Source organism: Chryseobacterium turcicum (genome assembly GCF_021010565.1).
GTDB lineage: Bacteria > Bacteroidota > Bacteroidia > Flavobacteriales > Weeksellaceae > Chryseobacterium > Chryseobacterium turcicum.
This window is the reverse complement of record NZ_JAJNAY010000002.1, coordinates 429566-455539: the sequence shown is the minus strand read 5'-3', so window position 1 is coordinate 455539 and position 25974 is coordinate 429566. Positions and strand designations below refer to the sequence as shown.

Below are 25974 nucleotides of genomic sequence, written 5' to 3'. Positions count from 1 at the left end.
GTAATTAAAAATTTAACTAAACAAAATCGCTCTTAAATATTTCATTAATGATTTAAAAATTTAAACAGACTTTAAAAACACATTTTAAAATAAATAAACTATAAAAATATGAATACACCTTTGATTGTTGGAATTGTTGTCGTTGTGGTAGCATCGTTAGGATTAATTTTCTGGATTTTATCAATGTATAAAAAAACAGTTCAGGGAATTGTTATTTTGAGAACAGGATATGGAGGGACGAAAGTTTTCTTCAACGCAGGAATCGTAATTCCTGTCATTCACCGAATGGAATCTATGGATATTTCAGTTAAAAAGCTGGAAATCGCCAGAGAAGGAAAGGCAGGATTGATTTGTAAAGATAATATGAGAGCCGATATTCAGGTGGCTTTCTTTATCAGGGTTAATAAATCGACGGATGATATTGTAAATGTTGGCCAGACGATTGGATGTCAGAGAGCTTCTGATATTAATACTTTGAGAGAATTATTTGAAGCTAAATTTTCTGAAGCCTTAAAAACGGTTGGTAAAAAGTTTGAATTCATCGAATTATATGAAGCAAGAAGCGAATTCCGTCAGGAAATTTTGGATATCATCGGAACCGATTTGAATGGTTATGTTTTAGATGATTGTGCGATTGACTTTTTGGAGCAGACTTCAATTGATAATTTAGATAAAGATAATATCTTGGATTCTGAAGGGATAAAAAAGATTACTGAATTGACAGCTAATCAAAATATCAAGGCCAATCAGGTTCGCAGAGATGAAGAGAAAACGATTACAAAACAAAATGTGGAAGCACGTGAAGCAATTTTAGAATTAGAAAAGCAATTGGCTGAAAAAGAAGAGTCTCAAAAAAGAGAAGTTGCCAATATCAAAGCGCGCGAAAATGCAGAAATTTTGAAAGTGAATGAAGAAGAAAGATTAAAATATGAAACAGTTAGAATTGCAACAGAGGAAAAACTTCAGATTGCTGAGGAAAATAAACTGAGACAGGTTGTAATAGCTGCCAAAAATAAAGAGCGTGCAGATTTGGTAGAAACTGAAAGAGTGCAGAAGGACCAGATGCTTGAAGCGACAGAAAGAGAACGAATTGTTTCTTTGGCTCAGATTGAAAAAGAAAAAGCAATCGAATTAGAAAAGAAAAATATTCAGGATGCTATTCGTGAGCGTTTAACAATGGAGAAAACGGTGGTAGAAGAGCAGCAAACAATAAAAGATTTAGAAGCATTCAAAACGGCAGATAGAACGAAGCAAGTTGAAATTACTTTCGCTACTCAGGAAGCTGAAAAGAAATTAATTCAGGAAACAAGAGCTGCCGAGTCTAGAAAGTTAGCTGCTGAGAAAGATGCTCAGAAATACGTCATCGAAGCTCAGGCGAAAAGAGATGCTGCTGAAAAAGAAGCCGAAGCCCGCAAGATTATTGCTGATGCTAAAGCCAAAGAAGAGGCAACGGTTGGTTTATCTGAAGCTCAGGTTCTTCATGCAAAAGCTGATGCAGCCGAAAGACAGGGAATTGTAGAATCTATTGTCATTGAGAAAAAAGCGGAAGCCGAAAGAAAAGAAGGAATTGCTCAGGCAGAAGTTATCAAAGAAAAGGCATTGGCTGAAGCAGCTGGGATTACCGAAAAAGCAGAAGCTATGAAAAAACTAAACGAAGCTGGAAAAGAACATGAAGAATTCAGATTGACCTTAGCAAAAGAAAAAGAAGTAGAATTGGCGCAAATCTCAATTCAGAAAGATATTGCACAGGCTCAAGCCGGAGTTTTGGCGGAAGCATTTAAGTCTGCAAAAATTGATATTGTGGGTGGTGACAATACTTTCTTCGATAACGTGATTCGTCAGGTTTCTGCTGGCAAAGGTTTAGATAAATTTATCAGCCACAGTGAAAACGCTACTTTGATAAAAGAAAATTTGTTGGGTGACGGTGAAAACATCATCGGAAAAGTAATGAGCATGGTCGATAAATACAATATTTCTTCTGAAGATATCAAAAACATGAGCATTGCAAGTCTTATTTTTAAACTGAACAATGTAGCCGACCAACAGGAAAAAGGTCTTCTATCAAGAGCGATGGATATGGCAAAACATCTCGGTGTTGACCAAAAGCCAATCAGATAATTGAAATTCTCTGAGAGTCCCGAAGGGACGTTTTAACAAAGGATAGGATAAAATCCTATCAATAAAATATTGGGATTTCATAAACAAATAACACGAACTATAGTATAAAACTCTCATTGTAAAATTATTCAATGATACTCTGAGAGTTTTTTCTAAAAGTATTTTCATTGAATCATGAATTCAATAGAAACGGGTTGAAACCCATTTAAAATAAAAGGTATCAATCAGGCTTTGGCCAAAACTTATGTCTATGGTGATTTAAAAATTAGCCTTAGCTGAGTGAAACACCCTTGCGAACGAAAATACAATAGTTTTAAGAAGAATCTTTGCGGACTTTACGTTAATAAAAACATGAAAATCTTCAAAGAATAACATCAAATAAAAATATATGTCAGAAACATTAAATTCAGGGACATACGAAATCATACAGAACCGTTTGAATGAGCAGAAAAATGACCTTATTCAAAGGCTTCAGAAATTAAACGAAAACCGTAAAGAAATTTTCGGTGGAGTAGACTTTTCCCTCATCGCTAATGAAAGAATTTCTACCGAGCACAACTGTGTTGCTAAAGATATTTTTTCATTGAAAGATATTTTAATTTTTGGCTCGAATGCGCATTTGGGTTTGCAGACGGAAATTAATATCAGCGATGTTTTTTCAATATATAAAATTAATAACGACCGTTTTGAACCCCAGAATTCTTTATTGATTGGGGATGAAATTTTCATTGACGAGTTCAAAAATCTCTATAAATATTACAGAAATACCTTTTTTGCCCGCTTTCATTTTACCGAAAACTATTTGTACATGGTTTTTCAGTTGTCTGAAAGTACTTCCGATATCAAAGCTTTTAAATGGCTCATTAAAGAAGATAAACTTGTTTATATTGATTCTCGAAGTGCATCCGAAGTCACTTATCCACCACAACATGGTTTTGCATGGACAAAAGCAACCAGAGATATGCAGCGAAGCGGTAAGTTTCCGCACGTTTCTTTAGCTGATAAAGTTTTTGTGGAATCAATCGGTGGAGATTTAACAATAAAAATCGAAGACAATACCGATACCGGAAAAGGAATTTATTCTGAAGATGTCATTCATAAAGACCAGAATCTAGATGATGCAGAAATCCATTTTTGTGATCTGGATAATTTGGTTTTATTCAAAATTAAACCTTATCAGGAAACGGAAAGGTATTTTATTTACAATCATAAAGAAAAAACGGTTTCGAGAGTTGATACGTTGAGGCATTCTGCAGTTTTGCTTCCGGAAAACCAAGGAGTCTTATTCTCAAACGGTTATGCGTTGCAAACGGGAGGTTTAAAAGTGATTTCTCAGGATGTGAACCGACTTCATTATCTGAAAACGATTCCTGAGCCGAACGGTGAAAATTTCATGTATGTTTTTTATGATGATAAAACGAATAATTATCAGCTGATTTCGTACAATATTATTACACAAACGATTGAAACACCGATTCGTTGCAGTGGCTTTTCTATTTTAAATGACGGAAAATTAATTTATCTCAGAGAAACTCTTGAAACAACTAAGCATCATCTTGCACAGATTTGGCAGACTCCTTATTCAAAAGAATTGTTGCTGAATACTGAAAAGTCAGATGCGCTTCTTTATAAAATCGGGAATAAAGATATTGTAAGGGTAATGGCAGAAAGCCAGGAATTGATTACCCTTTTAAATAAAAAAGACTCTTACAGTGGTTTGTATGACGATATTGTCAAGCTTTCTACCACTATTTTGGATGCTTATTATTTTCTCGGTGATGATGAGGTTGAAAATCTAGACCTGCCTTTAAAAGAAATCAGAAATATTGCTCATTCTGCCATTAATGAATATGAAAAAGTTGTCGAGCAGAAAAAAAATACTTCCGAAGCGGTTGATAAAATCAAAACAGCATGTGAGAAAATTTTAGATGATACCAAAAGAATTAATTATTCTCAACTAACGGAATATATCGATATGCTTTCGCAAATCAGAGCTTTGCGCGGTGAAATTATCGGTGCGAGAGATTTGAAATATGTGGATGTTGCTATTCTTGATTCTTTGGAAAAGTCACTATCAGAGCGCTCAGAAGAACTTTCGAATGCCTGTGTGAATTTTCTATTGCAGGAAGATTCTTTATTGCCTTATCAAAACAGAGCGCAGGCTATTTCTGAAAATATTATTAATTTACAGAAAGCAATTGATGCCAAAACAATTGAGGAAGAAATCAATAATCTATCTGGACAACTTGAACTTTTGGTTGATATCGTCAATAATTTAAAAATTGAAGATACTTCACAGTCTACACAAATTATTGAAAATATTTCAGTCATTTTTGCAAGGTTAAATCAGGAAAGATTAGAACTTTCAAAACGAAAACGAGAGATTTCGGGTAAAGAATTGTCTGCTGATTTTCAGGCGCAAATGACGTTGTTTGACCAATCAGTAATTAATTTTTTAGAGCTTTCTCAAACTCCGGAAAAGTGTGATGAATATTTGACCAAACTCTCCATTCAGTTGGAAGAAATGGAAACGAAATTTGTTGATTTCGATGAGTTTATCCAAAAAGTTGGGGATAAGAGAGAAGAAGTTTATGGTCATTTTCAGAATAAAAGAGTTCAGTTAACCGAATTCAGAAACAAGCGAACTCAAAGTTTATATGATTCTGCACAGCGTATTTTAAAATCTGTACAGACCAAATCTGAATCTTTCGATTCGGAAAATGAAATCAACGGATATTTTGCAACTGATTTAATGGTGGAAAAAGTACGTGATATTTCAAGGCAGTTGATGGAATTTGAAGATTCTGCAAAAGCGGAAGAAATTCAGACTTTGCTGAAAACTTCTCAGCAGGAAGCCGTTAGAAAACTTAAAGATAAAAAAGAAATCTATGTAGATGGTGATAATGTAATTGCTTTGGGTGATTATAAATTTGCAGTAAACCGTCAGAAATTAGACTTGACTTTAGTGTTGAGAAATGCTCAGTATTACTATCATTTAACAGGAACTGCATTTTATGAGCCACTTAATTTTGAAGCCATTTCAGATTACAAAGAAGTTTGGAATCAGGAATATATTTCTGAGAATTCCAATGTAAAACGCTTCGAATATTTAGCTTGGAATGTTTTTTCAAACAATAAAAATATAAACACCGAAGAGCAAAACCGAAATACGATTCAACAATTTATGACTGAGCATTTTGGTGAAGGCTTGGTGAAAGGAATTCATGATGAAGATGCGTTGGTAATTGTTTCAAAACTACAGCAAATGCACAATGAACTGGGTTTGATGCAGTTTACACCGAAAGAAAGAGCTTTAGCACAATTGTTTTGGTATTTCTTGAATCAGGAAAGAAAAGAATATTACCAAAAGCAGTTTGAGGCGGCAAACTTAATTTCAAAATCATTCACCACAGATAAAGGTTTTCAATATTTGAATGATGAATTGTCTGGCGAAATAAAATCATTTGCTCAAAGCAATTGTATTTTTGCTGAGTCTAATTATTTTAATGCAGCGATTTATCTGAAAAAAGAAAATAAAACAGCATTTCTGGTTTCGGAAAAAGGAGGTTTGCTGTATGAATCATTTTTAAAAGATTTAAAAGAGAAAGGAAAAGATTTAGAGTTTATCGACCAATTGAATGCACTGAAGCAATATCCTGCCGCTTGTTTTTCTATTGCTGAAAGTGCTTTGAATGCCTTTCTGTCAAATTCAGAATTTAATTTTGAAGAGGATATTAAAAAAGAGACCGCTGTATTTTTTGTAACGCAACAATTTGATGCTAAAAATATTCTTCATATTGCGTATGAAACAATTCTTAAAGATTTAAAATCATTAGAAAAAGACCTTGATTATACTTTAAATTATTACGAGTTTACCTCACGTCTATCCAATTTTAATGAGGTTGTTGTTCCGAAATACAAACAGCTTCAGGAGCTGAAAGTAAAATGGGTAAATGATAAAAAGAAAGCGCTGAAAATTGATACTTTCAAATCTCAGGTTTTAAGTTCATTTGTGAGAAACAGATTAATTAATGATGTTTATTTTCCTTTGATTGGGGCGAATTTAGCCAAACAATTAGGAACAGTTGGGAACGATAAACGTACCGACAGAATGGGGATGTTGCTTCTGGTGTCACCTCCGGGTTACGGAAAAACAACATTAATGGAATATATGGCAGACCGAATGGGATTGGTTTTTATGAAAATTAACGGTCCGTCAATCGGTCACGATATTGTTTCTACAGACCCGAACGAAGCAAAAAATGCAGGCGCAAAACAGGAACTTGAAAAATTAAATTTAGCTTTGGAAATGGGAGATAATGTGATGTTGTATCTCGACGATATTCAACATTGTAATCCTGAGTTTTTACAAAAATTTATTTCTTTGGCAGACGGACAACGAAAAATTGAAGGAATTTATAATGGTGAAAGTAAAACGTATGATTTAAGGTCAAAGCGATTCTGTTTGGTGATGGCTGGAAATCCTTATACCGAGAGTGGTGAGAAATTCAGAATTCCGGATATGTTGGCAAACCGTTCCGATACTTATAATTTAGGAGAAATTTCAGGCAGTAAAACGGATTTGTTTGATTTGAGTTTGATTGAAAACTCTATGATGTCAAACGATTATCTTACCCGATTAACTCAGTTTGGAATGGAAAATCTTTATAATCTGTATGAAAGTATTCAGTCTAATTCTCCGAATGTAGATTTGGTAGGAAACTTCAGTTCAAACGAAATTTCAGATTTCAGAAAAGTGCTTGAGAATATCTTGAAAGTAAGAAATATTGTTTTGAAAGTGAATAAACAATACATCGCTTCTGCAGCTATGTCTGATGAATACAGAAATGAGCCGTCTTTCAAATTACAAGGTTCTTACCGAAATATGAATAAGCTGATTACTCAAATTCAGCCTATTTTAAAAGAAGAAGAAGTAGTGCAAATTGTTTTAAATCATTATCAAAATGAGTCTCAAACATTGACAACAGGAACAGAATCGAATATGCTTAAGCTAAAAGAGTTGATGAATATACTTTCGGAAAATGAAACTTTGCGTTGGGAAGAAATCAAGAAAACATTTGTGAAAAATAAAACAATAAAAGGGTTGGGCGAAAATGACCGAATGACACAGGTGATTGCTTTGCTGGCTCAGTTTAGCGAAGGTCTCGATGGAATAAAAGATGTTTTAAATAAAAATTAGAAAACAGATGACAAGCAACAAAAAACACTACTGAAAATGTAGTGTTTTTTTGTTATACTTTTAAATTGGCTGAAGCTCTTTTTCGAGTGTTTTTTTCCATTTAGAAAAAGTGGTTCGGCTGATGTTGTACTTTCTAGACATAAAACTGGTAGAGAAATCGTGCTTTTTCTGATAAGTCAGCAGTTTCATCATGGTTTTTTTGTCATAGGTTTTAAGCTGTTGGTTAGTTTTAGAAGTCTCCTTATTTTGTTTAAAAAGTCTCTGATTCAGCTTTAAAATCTCTTCTGTGGAATCTAATCTGCTTAAATGTTCCTTAATTTTTGGGCATTCCAGCTTTTCCGGGTACTGTTGTTTTAAAAGATCTTGGTAGATCCTGTTGTAATTTGGTCTCATAAAAATAGTGTGATTTTGGTTGTTTATATCTTCTTCTGAATCCAGCGGTGTAGTGTGCTCTTCGGAATAGAATATTCTCTTATTACCTCAGCTTGAGTCATTTCGCCAGACTCTATTCTGCTTAAAATGAAATTTTTTATTTCCTGAGTGTATATGTTTTTTCTGAACTGTGGTGTTTTGTCAGATTTTGGGGTGTCGGTTTTATTTACTGCTGCAGGAGGAGCGTAAAGTATTAAATGTGAGCTGTATAACCTGAAAAAATCATATTCTAGCAGTTTGCTCCACCTCAATAAAATATCTGTTTCTATCGACTTGCTTTCGTATACTTTCTCAACAAATTCTTCATCTTTTGCAAGAAAATTGCAGATTCTTTCTATAGAAATGTTTTTGTGGTCTACCATTTCCTTAATGTACTTACCTATATGTATGTTTTTGTATAACATTTATTGATAATCGCTTTTTTTTAAATTTATCGTATTTTGTGGAGTAAATAAATGATTTCGAGAGCCCTGTAATTAAATTGTGAAACAATTTCTACGTGGTTTTGAGTTGCTCTTTAAAATAGCTGTCTTATTCCTTTACAATATTTAATGTTTGGTTAATTGTAAAAAATTGATTTTCAGCAATTTGTGTTTTTGTGGTTGGGTTTCAAACAAAATGTCAAATTATATATTTAATCTGAATAATGATTTCAAATCTTACAACAATTACTTAAAGAGTGATTTAATAAAAATTTGATGTTACTTAAATTTATTAAAAATTCTCTATCGCAGTTGTACTAGGCGATTTAACATAATGTTGTTTAAATATAATTAATACTTGTCTTGTTTGTTTTTCAAATTTAAAAAAAAAAGACGAATAAATCACTATTATTTTTTTTGTTATGCGTTAATAAAATTTAATTTATGTTGATTAGAGATTGTTAAAAAGGGGTTTAAGTAAAGGATATCAAAATCCATATTGCTTCTTTCTTGTACATTCTCAATACAATACAATTCAATGATTGATGAGTTGTGATCTTTGTTAATCTAAGAGTTATTAAGAAATCTTATTTTTGCAAAAAGAAAAATAAAATTGATATTTAATTAAATTGAAAATATAAAATTAGTTCATAAATACACTAGTTTTATATTTAATAATTAATTTATGCAATTTTCAATAATATTATAATATTTAGTTATGTCGTCGTTAGCCTTGTTTGACTTTTCCAAAAAAATAAATCTTAAAAATGAGGTTTTAGCTGGTTTTACCGTTGCAATGACTATGATTCCAGAATCGCTTTCTTTTGCTATTTTGGCAGGGTTATCTCCTTTGACAGGTCTTTATGCTGCGTTTTTAATGGGTTTGGTTACCGCTGTTTTAGGCGGTCGTCCCGGGATGGTTTCTGGTGGCGCAGGAGCAACGATTGTTGTTTTGATTGCTTTAATCAAATCTCACGGAATAGAATATCTTTTTGCCACCGTAATTTTAGCCGGAATTTTACAGCTTTTTGTAGGGATTTTTAAACTAGGGAAATTTGTAAGACTTATTCCGCAGCCAGTCATGTATGGTTTTTTGAATGGTTTAGCGGTCATTATTTTTATGGCGCAGGTGGAACAGTTTAAAATTACCGATGCAAATGGAGTCGTAAGTTGGCTGCAGGGTTCTTCTCTATATATTATGTTAGGTTTAACTGCTTTAACGATTGCTGTTGTCTATTTCTTTTCAAAAATTACAAAAGCCGTTCCTGCTTCTCTGGTTGCTATATTGGTGGTCTTTGGTGTTGTTTTAGGTTTTGGAATTAATACAAAAACAGTGGCTGATATTGCCAATATAAGTGGAAGTTTACCAAGTTTTCATATTCCAGAGCTTCCGTTTTCATTAGAAACTTTGCAGATTATTTTTCCTTATGCTTTGATTATGGCGGGTGTTGGTTTGATAGAATCTTTGTTAACGCTATCCATGGTCGACGAAATTACCAATTCAAAAGGAAATTCAAATAAAGAATCTGTCGCTCAAGGTATCGCTAATATTACAAACGGCTTTTTTGGCGGGATGGGCGGGTGTGCAATGGTGGCGCAAACTTTAGTTAATCTAAATGCTGGTTCAAGGGCCAGACTTTCCGGGATTATTGCTTCAATTACCATTTTAATTATCATTTTAATTGGAGCACCATTTATAGAAAAAATTCCAATGGCGGCTTTGGTGGGTGTAATGATGATGGTGGCAATCAGTACATTTCAATGGGTTTCGATTAGAATTGTCAACAAAATGCCAAAATCTGATATTTTTGTGGGAATTACGGTCGCATTAATTACGATAGTTTTGCACAATCTGGCTTTAGCGGTTTTAATTGGAGTGGTTATTTCTGCCTTAGTTTTTGCTTGGGATAATGCCAAAAGAATTCGGGCAAGAAAACATGTGGATGAAAATGGTGTAAAACATTACGAAATTTTCGGACCTCTGTTTTTCGGTTCTGTTACCGCCTTTACAGATAAATTTGATCCTGAAAATGATCCTGATGAAGTGGTGATCAATTTCAAAGAAAGCAGAATTGTTGATATGAGTGCCATTGATGCTTTAGACAAATTATCAAAAAAATACGCTCAACAAAACAAGAAATTAAATTTAAAATATCTCAGCGAAGACTGTCGGAAAATGTTGAAAAATGCTGAAGCGGTAATTGAAGTCAATATCCTGGAAGATCCTACGTATAAAGTAATGCCGGAAAAGTAGGAGCTTGAGAGTGGGAATGTTTAAGAGCTTAGTAGATGTAGGTAGAGTCCTGAAAGGACGATTTAAAATAGAATCGTATAAAATGCGATTAAAACAAAGTTGTTCCAGTGCTGTCGCCGGTAAGTGTTACGCTAGTTACCGTAAGATTATTATTGTTATTAGAATTTCCAGAGAATCCCCACCAGGCAACTAATCCGGAAGACGGTACATACGTTGGGGTTTGGGTATTGACGAATAATGCCATCAATACTGATGACAATAGAAAGATTTTTTCCATAAGTTATTCATTTTTAGTAGTTCGATAATAATTATAATTCTTAATGTATTTATTGTGTAAAGCAGTTTTTGTTTGTTTTTAGTTCGTAATTATCGATGTTTTATTAATAATTTATTGTCTTAAAAAGAGTGTTTTTGATTATTTTATATTTTGTCTTTTTTGAACATTTTTTGATGCTCGTAAAATTGAACAGAACTAGAGAATCTTAAAGTATCTTAAAATAAATTAGGATAACATTAAAAATTCTATCTTTGGGAGTAATTGAAACGGTAAACACATTCTGATGTACAGAAGTAATAATTATTTTAACATCTTTTTCAAGAAAAAAGCTAAATAAATTTTTAACTCAATTATTTTGAAAACAGATATAAACATCCATAAACACTCACATTTCTCTTTTGACTTGTGGCTTACTTTAATAAAATCTCACCCCGAATTTAAAGCAAAAAGAGTGGAGCTTTTTTCGTCTTTTTTTGATGTGAATAAACCCATTGATGAAGTTGCAAAAGCCGTAAAATATTACGATGACTTGTGTAATACAATCAATGAAGTAATCGGTGGAAATGTAGATACTTTTGAAATTTATTTATTGATTTTAAACTCATTAAATTTCGATATTAAACAAGTGAATCAAGAGATGCTGAATGCATTTTACCAAAAAAGCGAAGATTTGTTTTTAGAATATAAACCTGTGCTTATTTTTGATAAACTGCATGATTTTTTTGATGAAATTAAAAGCCAAGGAAAGACAATCAATATTCTAAGTAATACGGGTTTTATTAAAGGAAAAACAATGCGAAAATTTTTGGTCAACGAAAATCTAGAGCAATACATCGATTTCCACATTTATTCTGATGAGATTAAATGTTCTAAGCCCAATCCTATCGTTTTTCAGGAAGTGAAAAATCAGATTAGAAATAAGGAGCTTCAATTGGAGCAGATTTTGCATATTGGCGATAACCCGATTGCGGATTATAAAGGTGCTAAAGATTTTGGTTTTAGTGCGCACCTACTCAAATATTAAATATAATTATGAACAAGCGTTATAGTTTACATAAAATAGATTCTGCGGATAAGTTTACTTTTTCGCCGGCAGAGTACAGCTATTTCAAATATGGTGATAAAGCCTATGCAGAAAAATTTGCAAAAGAGCTTTTTGATGGGTTTATCAGCCAGCATCAAGAGATTTTAGATACCAATAAAGAAATTGTGGTTTTACCAAGCCCATATATGGCGATTCCTACGGCATCTAATTTCCTGTGTTTTTATTTTAAAAAATATCTTGATTTTTATCTTTTTCAGAAAGGAAAAAAATCGAGTGTATTGTCTAAAATCAATAGAAATCATACCTACACTACAGATTACGGGAATCTTAGTTTTGAAGACCGTAAAAATCTGATTGCGAATGATACTTATTACTTAGATAAAGATTTTTTAAGAGGAAAACTGTGCATTTTTATCGATGATATCAAAATTACAGGTAGCCATGAGTATACGGTGAATAAAATTCTTAATGAATATGCTGTAAATGCAGATTTCCTATTCATGTATTATGCCGAACTGACCAATTTTGACATCGATCCTAAAATTGAAAACTTTTTTAATTATTACACCGTAAAAGATATTCATGGCATTGTAGAGGTGATATCTAAAGGGAGTTTTCAGTTTAATACGAGAATTGTAAAATATATTTTGGGCTTAGATTCAAGTAATTTTGATTATCTTACGTCTAAAATAAAAAGACATCATCTTGATGATTTATTAGAGCTTGCAATCAGCAATAATTATCATTTAATAAAAGAATACGAAAATAATATAAACACGCTAACACAAACAGAAATCTATTATGGCAATTAACTTACAAAAAGGGCAAAGAGAAAATATAAATGCACCAAAATTTACCATCGGATTAGGATGGGATACCAATAACACATCAACAGGTGGAGCTTTCGATTTAGATGCTTCTTTATTCTTATTGAATGACAGTAAAAAACTGGTTTCTGATAACCATTTTATTTTTTACAATAACCTTGAGTCTCCAGACAAAGCGGTAATTCACTCTGGGGATAATTTAACAGGTGACGGTGATGGTGATGATGAGCAAATCAAAATCGATTTAACTAAAATTGATGCTGCGGTACAGGAAATTACGGTTGTAGTAACCATTCATGATGCAGATGCAAGAAGACAAAATTTTGGACAGGTAAGAAACTCTTTCATCAGAATTTTTAATACTGAGACCAACGAAGAGATTTTGAAGTATGAGCTAGATGAAGATTTTTCTATCGAAACTGCAGTAGAATTCGGAAGAATTTACAACAGAAACGGAGAATGGAAATTTGAAGCAGTAGGAAGCGGCCAGAGAGATGGTTTGGATAAGTTTGTATCAATGTATCAATAATTATTATGGATAATCAAAATCAGCCCATTGACCCATTGCAGTCGATTGAGCCATTAAAAACTTTCGAGCCGACTCCAATGCCGGCTCAACCCAACCAGTCAGCTCCGGCAGCACCGCCTGTTTTGATGGATAGGGATGGTAATGTGAATTTGAATCAGATTCAAGATGCAGATCGCGCAAAATACGAAATGGTTGCCAATGCAATTGATGAAACCAATCCGGGATCTATCGTTAATTTTGGTTCTGAATTACAAAAAACACTTGCCAATCAGAGTGACAGTTTCTTAGGAAATGTAAGGCGGTCAAATTCTGGTGAAGTAGGAGAGTTGATTAATAATTTATTGATCGAATTAAACTACGTTGACGTTGACGAAATCAATAATGGCGGTGTAAAAGGGTTTTTAAGCAAAATTCCTTTTATGAAAAAAATGTTGACCCAAGTTGATAATCTTTTCGCCAAATATGATAAAATTACTAGCAATATCGATCAGATTTCGCATAAAGTAAATGCCGGAATTATCACTTCAACGAAAGATAATGCCGTTTTACAGACAATTTTCGACAGTAATGTAAATTCAATTAAAGCGATTGAAGATTTGGTGATTGCCGGAAATTTAAGAATGGAAAAAGCATCTGCTGAGTTGGCGCACATGGAAGCAAATGTTCAGAATTATGCTGATTACCAAATTGCAGATAAGAGAGATTTTATCAACAGATTAGACAGAAGATTAGCAGACTTGAAAGTTGTTCGCTTGATTATGATGCAGTCTCTTCCGCAAATCAGATTGGTACAGAATAACAACGTTTCTATTGCCGAAAAAGCACAAACGATTCTTACCACAACGCTACCCGTTTGGAAAAATCAGCTTTCTTTGGCGGTGGCGATGCACAGACAACAGCAGAATATTGAGATTCAGCAGAAGGTTTCGCAAACAACAGAAGATATTTTAAAGAAAAATGCGGAACGTTTGGGTCAGAATTCAAGAAATGTAGCAAGAGCAAACGAGCAGACTATTGTTTCGGCAGAAACCTTGAAAGAAACGACAGCAATGCTAATCAATACATTGAATGAGGTAAAACAAATTCAAAAACAAGGTACTGAAAGCAGAAGAAAGCTTGATCAGGACCTTCAGACGTTGGAAAGCGAATTAAAAGCAAACATCAGAGGTTAATAAGACGGTAAAAAGGTGAATGAGGAGGTTGCAATCATAATGTCTCAAAGCAAAAGAAGATTAACAAGGCTTAAACTTCTGGCTAATTTCTTTGAAAATGTTGATATCATTGCGATTTATATCAAGACAGATATTATACATAATTTATTCAACGAAAATCAGACATTAGATTTCAATAAATTAGAACTTTTTCATCTGCAATATACCGACAGCTTAATCGAATTGTTGACCAAAATAAAAAAGAAAAAGGAAAACGATTTACTGGCTGTAATTAACGAAATTAATATCAACAACCGATATATTGCTTCTTTCGAAGAAAAAAAGAATGATAGTTTTGAAACCGACAGAAAAATCTACAGCGGAATTTTTTCTGAACATCTGAGAAATCTCTACAAAGATCTCACAGAAAATAGAGCAACACTCAACTGGAATGACGTTTTATATTTTCATAAAAAATATGCAGCCGAGTTTTACAGAACAGATTTTGATGAGAGCAAATTAAAACCTCAGTCTGTTCCGTTTTACCAGTATCAGGAGTATTGTATTGAAAAAAAATTGTTGGGGAAACTCAATATTCAGAATTTTAAAGTACGTTTTGTCTGCGGATATCGTGTTGAAAGAGATGAATATGAGTTGTTTAAGATTTTTCAGTCTGATGAGCATTTTATCTTTAATGTAGAAGAAAAGAAAATGTATTTAATTGATGATGAAGATTTAGCATCATTAAATACTGATGAAAACGAATCGAGTCAGATTTCTATCATCAATCAGCTGAAAAGAAAAAACGAAGACCTCACCGAAACGATGGAATTTAGGAAAAAAGAACTTCCACAAGATGTCGTAATGGTTTTAAAAGATTATCTCAAAAATATTGAAAGCGTTGATATTATGAGTAAAATATTTGATGTAAACGAAGAAACAAATATTCTTCGAGCAATGCTTAATTTAAACTTAAATAATTAAAAAAGTAAAAAGTAAAAAGTTTATTTTCTACTATATATTTTAAAGTATATAAATTTTCTTGGCTGAGTGAAATCTTAGATTCGACGAAGTCAAACGCCTTTGCGAACGAAAAATATGCAGATAGAATTTTAAAAAAAATCTTTGCGAACTCTGCGTTTAAATTTATTACTGTAAAGATTCAAAAAATAACTAAACAAAAAGAAAGAATGGCTATTAACTTACAAAAAGGTCAGAGAATAAACCTTACCAAAGAAAACGGAACGACGCTTTCCCAGGCTTGCGTTGGAATCAATTGGGGGGCTATCGAGAAAAAAAACTTCTTCGGTGGAACTTCAAAAGAGGCAGTAGACTTAGATGGAAGCTGTATTTTATATGATTCAAACAAAAATGCAACGGAAGTAATTTATTTCGGAAACCTAAAATCTAAAAACGGTTCTGTAAAACATAGTGGTGACGATTTAACTGGTGATGTGAATGGAGATGATGGCTTAGATAATGAAGTAATCACAGTAGATTTTTCTAATTTAGATCCTGCTGTTGAGCATGTAGCAATGGTTTTACACAGCTACAGAGGTCAGGATTTCGGAACGATTCCTTTTGCATCAATCAGAATTTATGAAGGAACTCCAACTAACGTAAAAGAAGTTTTTGCTAAATATGATATTGCCAATGATAAATCTTTCAGCGGACATGTATCTATGGTAATGGGAGTTTTCTACAAGAGAAACGGTGAATGGAAATTCAATGCAATCGGAGATGCTACTTCAGATAAAAAACTGGAGCAGACCGTAAAGACTGTTCAAGAGAAATATTTGTAAAAATTATAAAATAATGTCTGGAATAGTATTATTTTAGACGACAATCATTAGCAATAGCTGTATATTTACGGCTATTGCTTTTATCATATAATAAACAATTTTAAAGTGGAAAAATACAATATTTTAGAACTGCACCCTGGTTTGGTGTGGGGGTTTGCGATAACGGTCGTTATCATGTTGCTTCTCGATTTGGGAGTATTTAATAAAAAAAGTCATGAGGTTTCGTCAAAAGAAGCTACAATCTGGTCTATAGTATGGATCTCGCTATCTATGGTGTTTTCCGGAGTTGTGTACTGGGTTTTCAATACAGATGGTACGCCAGAAAGTCACGCCATAGCAGTAGAGAAATTTACACAGTATCAGGCAGCATACTGGATTGAGAAAGCACTTTCCGTAGATAACCTCTTCGTATTTATATTGGTTTTTGGTTTCTTTAAAGTTCCAAAATTCTTACATCACAAAGTTTTATTCTGGGGAATTATTGGAGCACTGATTTTCAGAGCTATCTTTATTTTTGCAGGAGTTGAATTGATTGATTTAACGTATTTACCTGAGATGGATATTTTAGGACATCTAGTAAGAATCAATGTAGTGATGACACTTTTTGGTTTATTCCTTATTTATGCAGGAATCAAATCTTGGGGTGACGGCGGAGACGATGAAGATGAAGATTACAGCGATACTGCAGGTGCAAAATTGATTAAGAGCTTCTGGAAAGTTTCAGATAACTATGATGGTGACAAGTTTTTTACCGTTCAAAACGGAATCAAAATGGCAACACCTCTTTTGGTAGTTGTAGCGGTAATTGAGTTTACAGATGTACTTTTTGCAGTAGATTCTATCCCTGCTATTTTTGCAATTTCAAAAGATCCCTTCATTCTTTATACCTCAAATATTTTTGCAATTTTAGGATTAAGATCTTTATATTTCTTGTTGGCAAACTTCATTCACATGTTCAGCAAGTTACCATATGGTCTAGCATTTATTTTAGCATTTATCGGTGTTAAGATGTTAATTGCACCTTGGTATCATATCTCATCTCCTGTTTCTTTAGGGATTGTAGGTGGTGTTTTACTACTTTCGGTACTTATCTCAGTCATTTTTCCAGATAAGAAAGATGATGAAGTAAAAGGATAGTTAAAATAAAATGAATACACATAAGGCTTTACAAATCGTAAAGCCTTTTTTATTTCCTATATTTAACCATTAACCATTAACCATTAACCATTAACTTTATTTATATTTCAACAGCTTATTAATCTTCTTTCTTGTCTGTAACGAAACTTTATAGGCTTCATCTCTGAGTTTCTGAATTTTTCCGACTGGCTGAAAGATTTCAGCACTATCAAAAGGGTTGAAAGAGAGAAGCTCATTCTCGCAACTTTTAGGATTGAGTAGTGAGTTTTTTTCAATTTTAATTTCTCCGATTTTGATGAAAGGTGAGTTTTTCCATTCTACATTCAGCTTATTGATAGGTTGGTCTTTTAGGTTATAGCAAAACTGAATATAAACATCTGCTGCAAAGTCGCGAGTTCTGAAAAAAACTTCAACGGCATCTTTTACAGATTGCTTTTTGCCAAAATTTTTATCCACGTTTTTAGGACTTACTTTTATCTTAATCATTTTATCATCAAATCGATATGCTCCCACAGAATGAAAATCAAAAGAAAGGATGAAATTATTTTTGTTTAAAAGAAGTTTCCAGACATTTTTCAAAAATGATGGGTTTAAAGTGAAAGGAATAACCTTGTAAATCTGCTTTACAACTGAAAATAAATGGGTCCATTTTTTAATAAAAAACCGGTTGAGCGAAGTAAAAAGCTTCAAAAACACAGAAACAGAATTCACAGGAAACAAGGGGAAATTGACTAACGGATAATTAGAAATCGTTTTTCCCGAATCATCTTTTATTTTAATAGAAAAACCGTAAGCAGGAATCTCTTTTTTACTTTTATTGATTTTCAGATGTGCATTAGATAATCTTGCGGTAATCTCATACTGCTCGCTGTCAAAAACAGATTTTAAGTCTTGCGGAATATCTTTGTTGATGATAAATACTCCTTTCAGAATAGCATAGGTTTTTGCATGGGCGTTTCTTGTAGCATAATTCACGTCACTTATCGTAGACGAATATTCCACAAAATCTACAATGCTCTTTTTGGTTTCTTCCAAGAGTTGTTTTTCCTCATAGCTGAGTTTTTCAAAGTTCTTATTATATCGTAACGGTTTTGGCATATAGTTTTTAAAATTCAATGATAACGCCAAGTTTTTATTTTTACGTTACGAGAATGTTAAACATTTTTTAACGTTTTTATTGATGTAATTTGAAGCGATATCAAATGTTGGATGTTTGATGCTGGAAGCTGGGTGTTTTGATTTATTTCCAACTTCATTCAAGTCAAAAATCGACTTCTGGCTTCCATCATCCCGCTTCCAACTATTAATCCTTATCTTTGTAAAAAAAATATGGGAGTAGCAGATTTGTTATTTAAGAAAAAAAAGGAATTGGCAGAAAAAAACCTGAAAGACGGTCAGGAATATATGTTTGAATACGGTAAAAGAGAAAGCGTAGTACAATTACCAAGCGGATTACAGTATGAAATCATGACTGAAGGAGATGGTCCTAAACCTGGCCCAAAATCAATGGTAAAGTGTCATTACCACGGAACAACAATTGCCGGAAAAGTTTTCGACAGCTCGGTAAAGAGAGGAACACCAGCTTCATTTCCGTTAAATAAAGTAATCAAAGGATGGACAGAAGCGCTTCAGTTAATGCCTGTAGGAAGTAAGTGGAGATTGATTATTCCTCCGCATTTAGCGTATGGAGACCAGCAGATTAGCAAAGAAATCGGTCCTAATTCTACACTGGTATTTCAAGTGGAGTTATTAGGGATTAAATAATCTGACCATTAAAAATAAATTAAAATTCATCTGTTTACAGGTGGATTTTTTTATTTGTGCTATCTTAGTATTAAGATTCATATTTGTTTTAAATGAATTTTAATGAAAAAACTATACTCAATTTTTGCCGCTTTTATTGTGTTGACATCCTGTGTTTCAAAGAAAAACCAGGCCATTAAACAGAATATTCTTACTTTGAAAGACAGCTATTGCAAAGCTCCTTTCAAGTATAATTATGAAAATAAAGTACCCTCTTATAATTCTGACTCTATTATTTCAGCCAATCAACAACTGAAAGGTATTTTTTCTGACCAGAGTATTTTGGTTTTAAATGCTTTGGATAATTTGGATGAAGTGAACGAAATTGTAAAACTAAAAAAAGATTCATCATTACATTCTCAGGTAAAAGTTTTACAGCTGAAGATGAAAATCAACAGTAAAATTACCATTGCACTGACCGAATTAGATGCTGTTGCCGCCGAATTTGACTGTGAAGGAGAGCGTGTTGCACAAATTGGAAACTATGTAGATAACCTAAACGATTCGAGAAATAATAAACTTATTTTATACTCAATTGCAGCTGGAGCAGTAACCTCAATTGCTGGCGGGATTGTAAGTGATAACGGATGGAGCAATGCGATTGATATTTCCGGAGGTACTTTGGGAGCTGCTTTTGGTTTGGCAACATTAAATCCTAAAGGTAAAAAAGTAGAATTTATACATCAAAGAAACTTATTGAGAGATATTTGGAACGAGAAGTTAGAATCTCCTAATTTTCCACCTTTTATCTGGTATATGTATACTGAAAAAAGGTTTTCAAATAAAGAAAAGCACTCTATTATTTCAAATATGAAAGAAAGGTGGCTGCACTATCAGTTTGATGATGACGAGAATGCAGCAAATCAATCTGTGATTTTTAAAGATGGAGGTTTTTACCGTGCTGGTGACCTTCACAATCGTGCGGCGATGCTTAATCAGATGCAATCGGCAACCCGTACGATTAATCAGACTATTAATTATCTGCTTTTAGATTTGGATAAATTGATTTTGTAAAGCAGTGTAAAAGTTTGAATCTGTAAATTTGCCGTAATCTAGTCGCAAAATAATGTCTGAATTAAAAAAAATCCGCGAGACAAAAAATCTAACTCAGGAAGAATTAGCTGAAAAATCGGGAATTTCAGTAAGAACAATTCAGAGAATTGAAGCTGGAACAATTCCTAAAGGTTATACGTTGAAAACTTTGGCCAAAAGCCTTGAAGTTCCTGAAAAGGATTTATTAATTTCAGAAATGATAAAAGAAGAAATTACAGTTGATGAAGTAGTTTTGGTGACAGAAAAAGAAAACGATTCTCCTTTTAATTTTAGTTTAATTAAGATAATTAATCTTTCTTCACTTCCTTTAGCATGGCTTCCGATTGCTAATTTTCTACCACCATTATTGATTATGCTTTTCACAAAAGAAAAGTCTTATATTGTAAAACAGATTATTTCTCTTCAAATATTTGTAGCCATTATTTCCCCGATTATTTTTATGATTATTGTGCTCTTAAAATTAGGCCGGGAATCTGTTATGGTAACGATGATTTTTTTAATTCTAGCAAATGTTTACATTATTCTGAGAAATGCTTACGAAATTGATAAGAGAAGAAGTCTTCGTTACAGGTTGAATTTCAATATTATATAAATTCACAGATGATTGTCGGGTTTTTGTCGGGTTCTTTTTTTGATTTAAATACAGTTTATTCTGAATCTTTGTCAAAAATTAATCAATGCCTAAAAAACCTAATATCAGCATTTTTATTCTCTTCTTTTTCTTCGGGAATTTCAATGCACAAATCGATAAAAATTCACCATTATTTGTAGAATTAAAGAAACAAGATAGTCTTTTTTTTGAACGGGGTTTTAATAATTGTGACCTCGCATATCTTGAAAAATCGGTAGATGAGAATCTAAAATTCTATCACGATAATGGCGGGTTTCAGGACAAGAAATTATTCATGGAAAGAACAAAACAGAATATCTGTTCAAACCTAGCTCAAAAACCAATTCGAAAAGTTATTGAAAGTAGTCTGGAAGTTTTTCCATTATACAATAACGGCGAATTATACGGTGCGATACAGTCTGGAGAACACCAGTTTTTTATTCGTGAAAAAAATAAAGAAGATATTTTAGGCGGGCAAGCGAAATTTACAACAGTCTGGACAAAAAAAGACGGTAATTGGATTATGAGTGATATTTTAAGTTATGATCACGGAGATTCAAGGCAATCAAAACTTACCGATAATTTGGAACAATTGCTAAAGAGTAATAACATTCCAACTTTAGGTTTAGGAATTATTGAAGATGGAAAATTGACAGAAATAAAAGTTTATGGAAAATTAAATGATAAAACTTCTGCTTCTTACAATAGCCTTTTTAATGTTGCTTCTTTAACCAAACCAATCACTGCAATAACAGTTTTACGCTTGGTAAGTCTTGGAAAATGGAATCTAGATGAGCCGCTTGATAAATATTTTATCGATTCTGATATTGCTAAAGACCCAAGATATAAAAAATTGACCACAAGATTAATTTTAAGCCATCAAACAGGTTTTCCGAATTGGAGATGGATGAATAATGATAAAAAACTTCGTTTCGAATTTGATCCCGGAACAAAATATCAATATTCCGGTGAAGGTTTTGAGTATCTGAGAAAAGCCCTTGAAAATAAATTTCATAAAAGTCTTGAAGAATTGGCAAAAGAACTTGTTTTTCAGCCTTTAGATATGAAAGATACAAGTTATATCTGGAATGAAAAGACGTGTTCTGAGAGAATGATACTTGGTTACAATAACTCCGGAAAGCCGTATGAAATTGTAAAAAATAAAACTCCAAATGCAGCCGATGATTTAGTAACCTCTGTAGAAGATTATGGGAAATTTTTAGTTGGTGTTTTGAATAATGATTTGTTGTCATCAAAGATTGCCGAAGAAATGAAAACTAAACAGATTGAAACCAAAAAAAATAAATTTTTCGGTTTAGGATTTGAAATTTATGATCTTGGAAATAACGAAATTGCCTTATCTCATGGAGGATCTGATAAAGGAGTAAATACTATTGTTTTTCTTTTACCAAAAACAAAAAAAGGATTGATCATTTTTACAAATGCTGAAAATGGATATAAAATTTATGAACCTCTTGTTAACCATTACTTGGGAAATGTAGGAAAGAAGATTATTTCAATTGAGACAAAATAATTGTAATAAAATTTAATTGTAATTAATTTTATTACAATTAAATTTTTTATATCTTTGCAGAGTAATTATGAACAATACAAGATTTGCTACGGCAATACATATTATGACATTATTGTCGAAATTTCCTCAAGAGTGGATGACTTCTGATTGGCTTGCAGGTAGTATTAATGTAAATCCTGTTATTGTTCGTAAAGAAATCGGTGTCTTAAAGGAAGCCGGGCTGATTATGAGCCGAAAAGGTAAAGTAGGAGGAAGTCAGTTGGCAAAAAACGCTTCTGAAATCAGTATTTCTGAAATTTATGCAGCAGTAAAAAATTCGGATGTTTTAGGTAAGAAAAATCAGAATCCTAATCCTGCTTGTCCTGTTGGAAAAGATATTAATGCTCAGTTAGGACAACTTTTTATAGAGACAGACTTATTGGTTAGCAAGTTTTTAGGAGATAAGTCTTTGAAAGAATTTACCGAACAATTCGGTTAAAATTTTTTTGACTTAAAATGTAACAATATTTATTACAATTAATTTAAATAAAAATATTATGAAAAAAGTAGCAGTAATCGGTGCAACAGGTTTTGTGGGAACACAAGTAGTGAAAGAACTTGCAAAAAGAGGTTTTGAAGTAGAGGCAATCGTTAGAGATGTAACGAAAGTAAATGAAACTGACAATGTAAAAGCAAAAAGCGTTGATGTAAACAATGTAGATGATTTAGCAGAAGCTCTAAAAGGAAATGATGCCGTAATTAATACTTTCAATGCTGGTTGGACGAACCCTAATCTTTACAATGATTTCTTAAATGGGTCAATCAATATCGAAAAAGCAGTTGAAAAGTCAGGGGTGAAAAGATTTATTACTGTTGGAGGCGCAGGTAGTTTATTTATTGATGGAAATCAATTGGTTGACGGACCCGATTTTCCGGCAGATATTAAACCAGGAGCTACGGCTGCAAGAGATTATCTGAATAAAATTAAAGAAAATACAACCTTAGACTGGACTTTCTTCAGCCCAGCAATTGAAATGCACCCTGGAACAGCAGGTATCAGAACCGGAAAATACAGAACTGCCCTTGAAAATCCTGTATTCAATGAAGAAGGAAGAAGTGTACTTTCTGTAGAAGATGTTGCTGTTGTTTTGGTAGATGAATTAGAGCAGAATAATCACATCCGTGAAAGATTTACTGCAGCTTATTAATTCTTTAGAGAGTCCCAAAGGGACGACTTAACAAAGCATCGGATAAAATCCGATGTCAACCAACCCAACAAATCAAAAAAAATCGGCAACACATTTCGTGTTGCCGATTTTTATATATAAATTAATTATTTTAAAGACTCATAAATAACTTCGGGTTTACCGGAGCATTGTTTTTGTGTACTTCATAATGTAAATGTGGCCCCGTAGAACGCCCGGAATTTCCTGATTTTGCAATTACTTGCCCAACCTTTACTTTTTCGTTATTTTTTGCAACCAATTGTGAAAGGTGACCATAAAGGGTAGCCAGTCCATTTCCGTGAGAGACGATGACGCAGTTTCCGTAACCGCCTTTCTGTCCTGAGAAAATTACAGTTCCGGCTGCAGTGGCTACAACATCAGAGCCAAAAGCAACTGCAATATCTAAACCTTTGTGAAACTGCATTTGGTCTGCTTCAGCAGGAGCATTGTTCTTTTCATTGGGAGCTTTGGAAGCTGCAACATTTTTAGCACTAGAATTTAATGGAGCAGAAGAGGGTGTACTTGCCGTTTTGGGAGTCACCATTACTTTTATTTCTCTCTTATTTCCGTAGCTGTCTGTTACTTCTATAATTTTTTCCACGGGTTCAGCTTTTACTTCAGGTTTTGAAGTGGCTGCGACCGCGGTAGGAGTAGCTGCAATTGGTTTTACAGATGCGTAAACGGTTTTAAAAGGAATTGGGTTTTTTCTGATTCCGAAGTTGGATGAAATATAGCCTTCAGTAGGCATTCCCAGAGGTACCTGCATTAGTTTTTTCTGCAAGTCCATTAGATATTGGCTGTATCTGTTTGATTGTTTTGCCAGGTAAATAGAGTTTGAAATACTATCATTATCAAGAACCATCAATTTTTCGTTCTTAATATCTTTTGATTTTAGAAAAGAATTCAATTGAGATACCGTTTGGTCTACTAAACCTAGGTCTGTTTTCATTTTCAGATAATCAACACTGTCTTTTTCTGTATTTATTTTCACCAAATTTACCTCATAGTTTTTGTCATCTTTCTCCGAAAACAATTTGGCAATGAAAATACTTTGTGCAAAAACTACAAGTGAAAGTCCTCCAATGAGAACGGTTACTTTCTTTTTGCTGCCTAAAAATTTCTTCATTTTTCTTTCTCTTAGAATTTAAAAAAGGTTTTAAGGATGCAAATTTAGGTAAAAATAAACTTTCAGCATTATTCTTAACAAAAATTTATAAATTCTTGTAATAAACGTATTTTTAGATATTTAATTGTGTGAGAATGTTAAAGTTTTCAAAAATGATTTATATTATGTGAGATAAAGTTTTGATATCTTTCGGTTTTAATATATTTACAGTTCACATTTCAATTATGGCAAAAAAGAAAACCAACTCAGATTCTTCTACTTCTAAAAAGACTAAAAACGACGTTACAGTTGGCGTTGTAGGGAGCGGAAGTTTTGCAACTGCAATTGTAAAAATGCTTGTTGAAAATTGCAAAACAGTGCATTGGTGTGTAAGAAATGAGTTTGTAAAAGGAGCAATTGAACTGCGCGGTCACAACCCTACTTATCTTACTGCAGTTAATTTTAATCTTAAAAATTTAAAACTAACGACTGATGTCAATGAGCTGGTTACAGCTTGTGATGTTATTGTTTTGGCGACTCCATCTATTTATCTTTCAGATACTTTAGATAAAATGACATGCGAGTATAAAGATAAAATTTTTGTTTCGGCAATTAAAGGGATTATTCCGAAAGTGAATGATGTCGTTGCACATTACCTGAAAGAAGAATTTCAGATAGGATTTAGAAATCAGGCAGTTATTGCAGGACCTTGTCATGCTGAAGAGGTTGCAATGGAAAGACTTTCTTATCTTACAGTAGCCACTGTGGAAGACGAAGTTTCTGAAAAATTAGTTAATATTTTCAATTCAGATTTTATTAAAGTAAATTCAAGTAAAGATATTTTAGGAAACGAATACAGTGCGATTCTTAAAAATATTTTCGCCATCGGAGCAGGTATTGCAAGCGGTTTGGGGTATGGAGATAACTTTACGGCTGTTTTTGTTTCAAATGCAATTAGAGAGATGGAAACTTTCCTCGAAGCAATTTATGAAGCTCCGAGAGATGTTAACGAAAGTGCTTATTTGGGAGATTTACTGGTTACGGCTTATTCATTATTCTCAAGAAACAGAAACTTAGGAAACCTTATCGGAAAAGGATATACCGTAAAATCTGCAATTCAATCGATGAATATGGTTGCTGAAGGATATTATGCTGCAGATTCTATTTACAAAACAGGAAAGCAGAAAAAATTAGAATTACCAATTATTGATACCATTTATGGAATCTTGTATGAAGGTAAAAATGCTGAAAAGCAGTTTAAAAAACTAACGACAAAACTGAATTAAAAATAAATTCAGTAAAAAATATCTTAAACATCAATGATTTTTCATTGGTGTTTTTTTTGTTAAATATATCACCTCTATTATTTAAAATTGATAATTTCCATCGTCTTCACTGGGCTGGTAATAATTTTGTTTTCGGCACTGAATTAAATACTTAAATCTTATTTTAATCTAAAACTTTTCCCGA

General features: G+C 32.9%; 22 protein-coding genes. 17 read left to right on the top strand and 5 right to left on the bottom strand.

The features are described 5' to 3' along the window. The first annotated feature begins 108 nt into the window (after positions 1-108). Together LO744_RS16865 and LO744_RS16860 are read left to right on the top strand one after the other, a co-directional pair. Positions 109-2118, top strand: a complete 2010-nt coding sequence (locus LO744_RS16865) for a flotillin family protein (protein ID WP_230671457.1) — start codon at positions 109-111, stop codon at positions 2116-2118. 388 nt (positions 2119-2506) lie between these two features. After that, on the top strand, positions 2507-7318 hold the full coding sequence (locus LO744_RS16860; protein WP_230671455.1) for a DNA repair ATPase: 4812 nt from the start codon (positions 2507-2509) through the stop codon (positions 7316-7318). A 60-nt stretch (positions 7319-7378) separates the two neighbouring features. Here LO744_RS16860 and LO744_RS16855 read toward each other — a convergent pair whose 3' ends face one another. Further along, entirely contained in the window at positions 7379-7711 is a 333-nt protein-coding gene (locus LO744_RS16855; protein ID WP_230671453.1) for a helix-turn-helix domain-containing protein, read from the bottom strand. Positions 7712-7734: 23 nt separating this feature from the next. Further along, positions 7735-8154: a transposase gene (locus LO744_RS16850; protein WP_230671451.1), complete on the bottom strand. Its 420-nt coding sequence runs from the start codon at positions 8152-8154 to the stop codon at positions 7735-7737. Between the two features lie 736 nt (positions 8155-8890). Here LO744_RS16850 and LO744_RS16845 point away from each other — a divergent pair. Continuing rightward, positions 8891-10426 carry a SulP family inorganic anion transporter gene (locus LO744_RS16845; RefSeq protein WP_230671449.1) on the top strand — a complete coding sequence of 512 codons (1536 nt, stop codon included), beginning with the start codon at positions 8891-8893 and terminating at the stop codon, positions 10424-10426. An 88-nt stretch (positions 10427-10514) separates the two neighbouring features. Here the strand turns inward: LO744_RS16845 and LO744_RS16840 are convergent, their stop codons facing one another. Then, positions 10515-10703, bottom strand: coding sequence for a hypothetical protein (locus LO744_RS16840; RefSeq protein WP_230671447.1), 189 nt, complete (start codon positions 10701-10703; stop codon positions 10515-10517). A 355-nt stretch (positions 10704-11058) separates the two neighbouring features. Between LO744_RS16840 and LO744_RS16835 the strand changes: the two genes are divergently transcribed. The 7 genes from LO744_RS16835 to LO744_RS16805 all read left to right on the top strand — a co-directional run bounded on the left by LO744_RS16835 (position 11059) and on the right by LO744_RS16805 (position 17194). Further along, positions 11059-11727 carry an HAD family hydrolase gene (locus LO744_RS16835; protein ID WP_230671445.1) on the top strand — a complete coding sequence of 223 codons (669 nt, stop codon included), beginning with the start codon at positions 11059-11061 and terminating at the stop codon, positions 11725-11727. An 8-nt stretch (positions 11728-11735) separates the two neighbouring features. Further along, positions 11736-12560, top strand: coding sequence for a phosphoribosyltransferase family protein (locus LO744_RS16830; protein WP_230671443.1), 825 nt, complete (start codon positions 11736-11738; stop codon positions 12558-12560). Then, entirely contained in the window at positions 12550-13104 is a 555-nt protein-coding gene (locus LO744_RS16825) for a TerD family protein (RefSeq protein ID WP_230671441.1), read from the top strand. Before LO744_RS16830 ends, LO744_RS16825 begins: the two co-directional genes overlap by 11 nt. A gap of 5 nt (positions 13105-13109) precedes the next feature. After that, positions 13110-14276, top strand: coding sequence for a toxic anion resistance protein (locus tag LO744_RS16820; protein WP_230671439.1), 1167 nt, complete (start codon positions 13110-13112; stop codon positions 14274-14276). Positions 14277-14291: 15 nt separating this feature from the next. Further along, on the top strand, positions 14292-15239 hold the full coding sequence (locus LO744_RS16815) for a hypothetical protein (protein ID WP_230671437.1): 948 nt from the start codon (positions 14292-14294) through the stop codon (positions 15237-15239). Positions 15240-15445: 206 nt separating this feature from the next. Beyond that, a complete protein-coding gene (locus LO744_RS16810) occupies positions 15446-16057 on the top strand; it encodes a TerD family protein (RefSeq protein ID WP_230671435.1) in 612 nt (203 codons plus the stop codon). A 105-nt stretch (positions 16058-16162) separates the two neighbouring features. After that, the gene (locus tag LO744_RS16805; protein WP_230671433.1) at positions 16163-17194 is read left to right on the top strand and encodes a TerC/Alx family metal homeostasis membrane protein; all 1032 of its coding nucleotides are present in this window, start codon (positions 16163-16165) and stop codon (positions 17192-17194) included. A 96-nt stretch (positions 17195-17290) separates the two neighbouring features. On the opposite strand, the gene LO744_RS16800 is transcribed toward LO744_RS16805, so the two are convergent. After that, positions 17291-18292: a catalase family protein gene (locus LO744_RS16800; protein ID WP_230671431.1), complete on the bottom strand. Its 1002-nt coding sequence runs from the start codon at positions 18290-18292 to the stop codon at positions 17291-17293. A 231-nt stretch (positions 18293-18523) separates the two neighbouring features. Here LO744_RS16800 and LO744_RS16795 point away from each other — a divergent pair, with 231 nt between their 5' ends. The 6 genes from LO744_RS16795 to LO744_RS16770 all read left to right on the top strand — a co-directional run bounded on the left by LO744_RS16795 (position 18524) and on the right by LO744_RS16770 (position 23381). After that, a complete protein-coding gene (locus tag LO744_RS16795; protein ID WP_230671430.1) occupies positions 18524-18958 on the top strand; it encodes an FKBP-type peptidyl-prolyl cis-trans isomerase in 435 nt (144 codons plus the stop codon). A 102-nt stretch (positions 18959-19060) separates the two neighbouring features. Continuing rightward, complete coding sequence (locus LO744_RS16790; protein ID WP_230671428.1) at positions 19061-20011, top strand: hypothetical protein; 951 nt, start codon at positions 19061-19063, stop codon at positions 20009-20011. Between the two features lie 52 nt (positions 20012-20063). Beyond that, positions 20064-20642, top strand: coding sequence for a helix-turn-helix domain-containing protein (locus tag LO744_RS16785; RefSeq protein WP_230671426.1), 579 nt, complete (start codon positions 20064-20066; stop codon positions 20640-20642). An 85-nt stretch (positions 20643-20727) separates the two neighbouring features. Further along, entirely contained in the window at positions 20728-22194 is a 1467-nt protein-coding gene (locus LO744_RS16780; RefSeq protein WP_230671424.1) for a class A beta-lactamase-related serine hydrolase, read from the top strand. A gap of 67 nt (positions 22195-22261) precedes the next feature. After that, entirely contained in the window at positions 22262-22672 is a 411-nt protein-coding gene (locus tag LO744_RS16775) for an Rrf2 family transcriptional regulator (protein ID WP_230671422.1), read from the top strand. 58 nt (positions 22673-22730) lie between these two features. Then, entirely contained in the window at positions 22731-23381 is a 651-nt protein-coding gene (locus tag LO744_RS16770) for an NAD(P)-dependent oxidoreductase (RefSeq protein WP_230671420.1), read from the top strand. A 130-nt stretch (positions 23382-23511) separates the two neighbouring features. On the opposite strand, the gene LO744_RS16765 is transcribed toward LO744_RS16770, so the two are convergent. Next, on the bottom strand, positions 23512-24525 hold the full coding sequence (locus LO744_RS16765; RefSeq protein WP_230671418.1) for a M23 family metallopeptidase: 1014 nt from the start codon (positions 24523-24525) through the stop codon (positions 23512-23514). Positions 24526-24749: 224 nt separating this feature from the next. Here LO744_RS16765 and LO744_RS16760 point away from each other — a divergent pair, with 224 nt between their 5' ends. After that, on the top strand, positions 24750-25790 hold the full coding sequence (locus tag LO744_RS16760) for an NAD(P)H-dependent glycerol-3-phosphate dehydrogenase (RefSeq protein WP_230671416.1): 1041 nt from the start codon (positions 24750-24752) through the stop codon (positions 25788-25790). Positions 25791-25974: the final 184 nt, after the last annotated feature.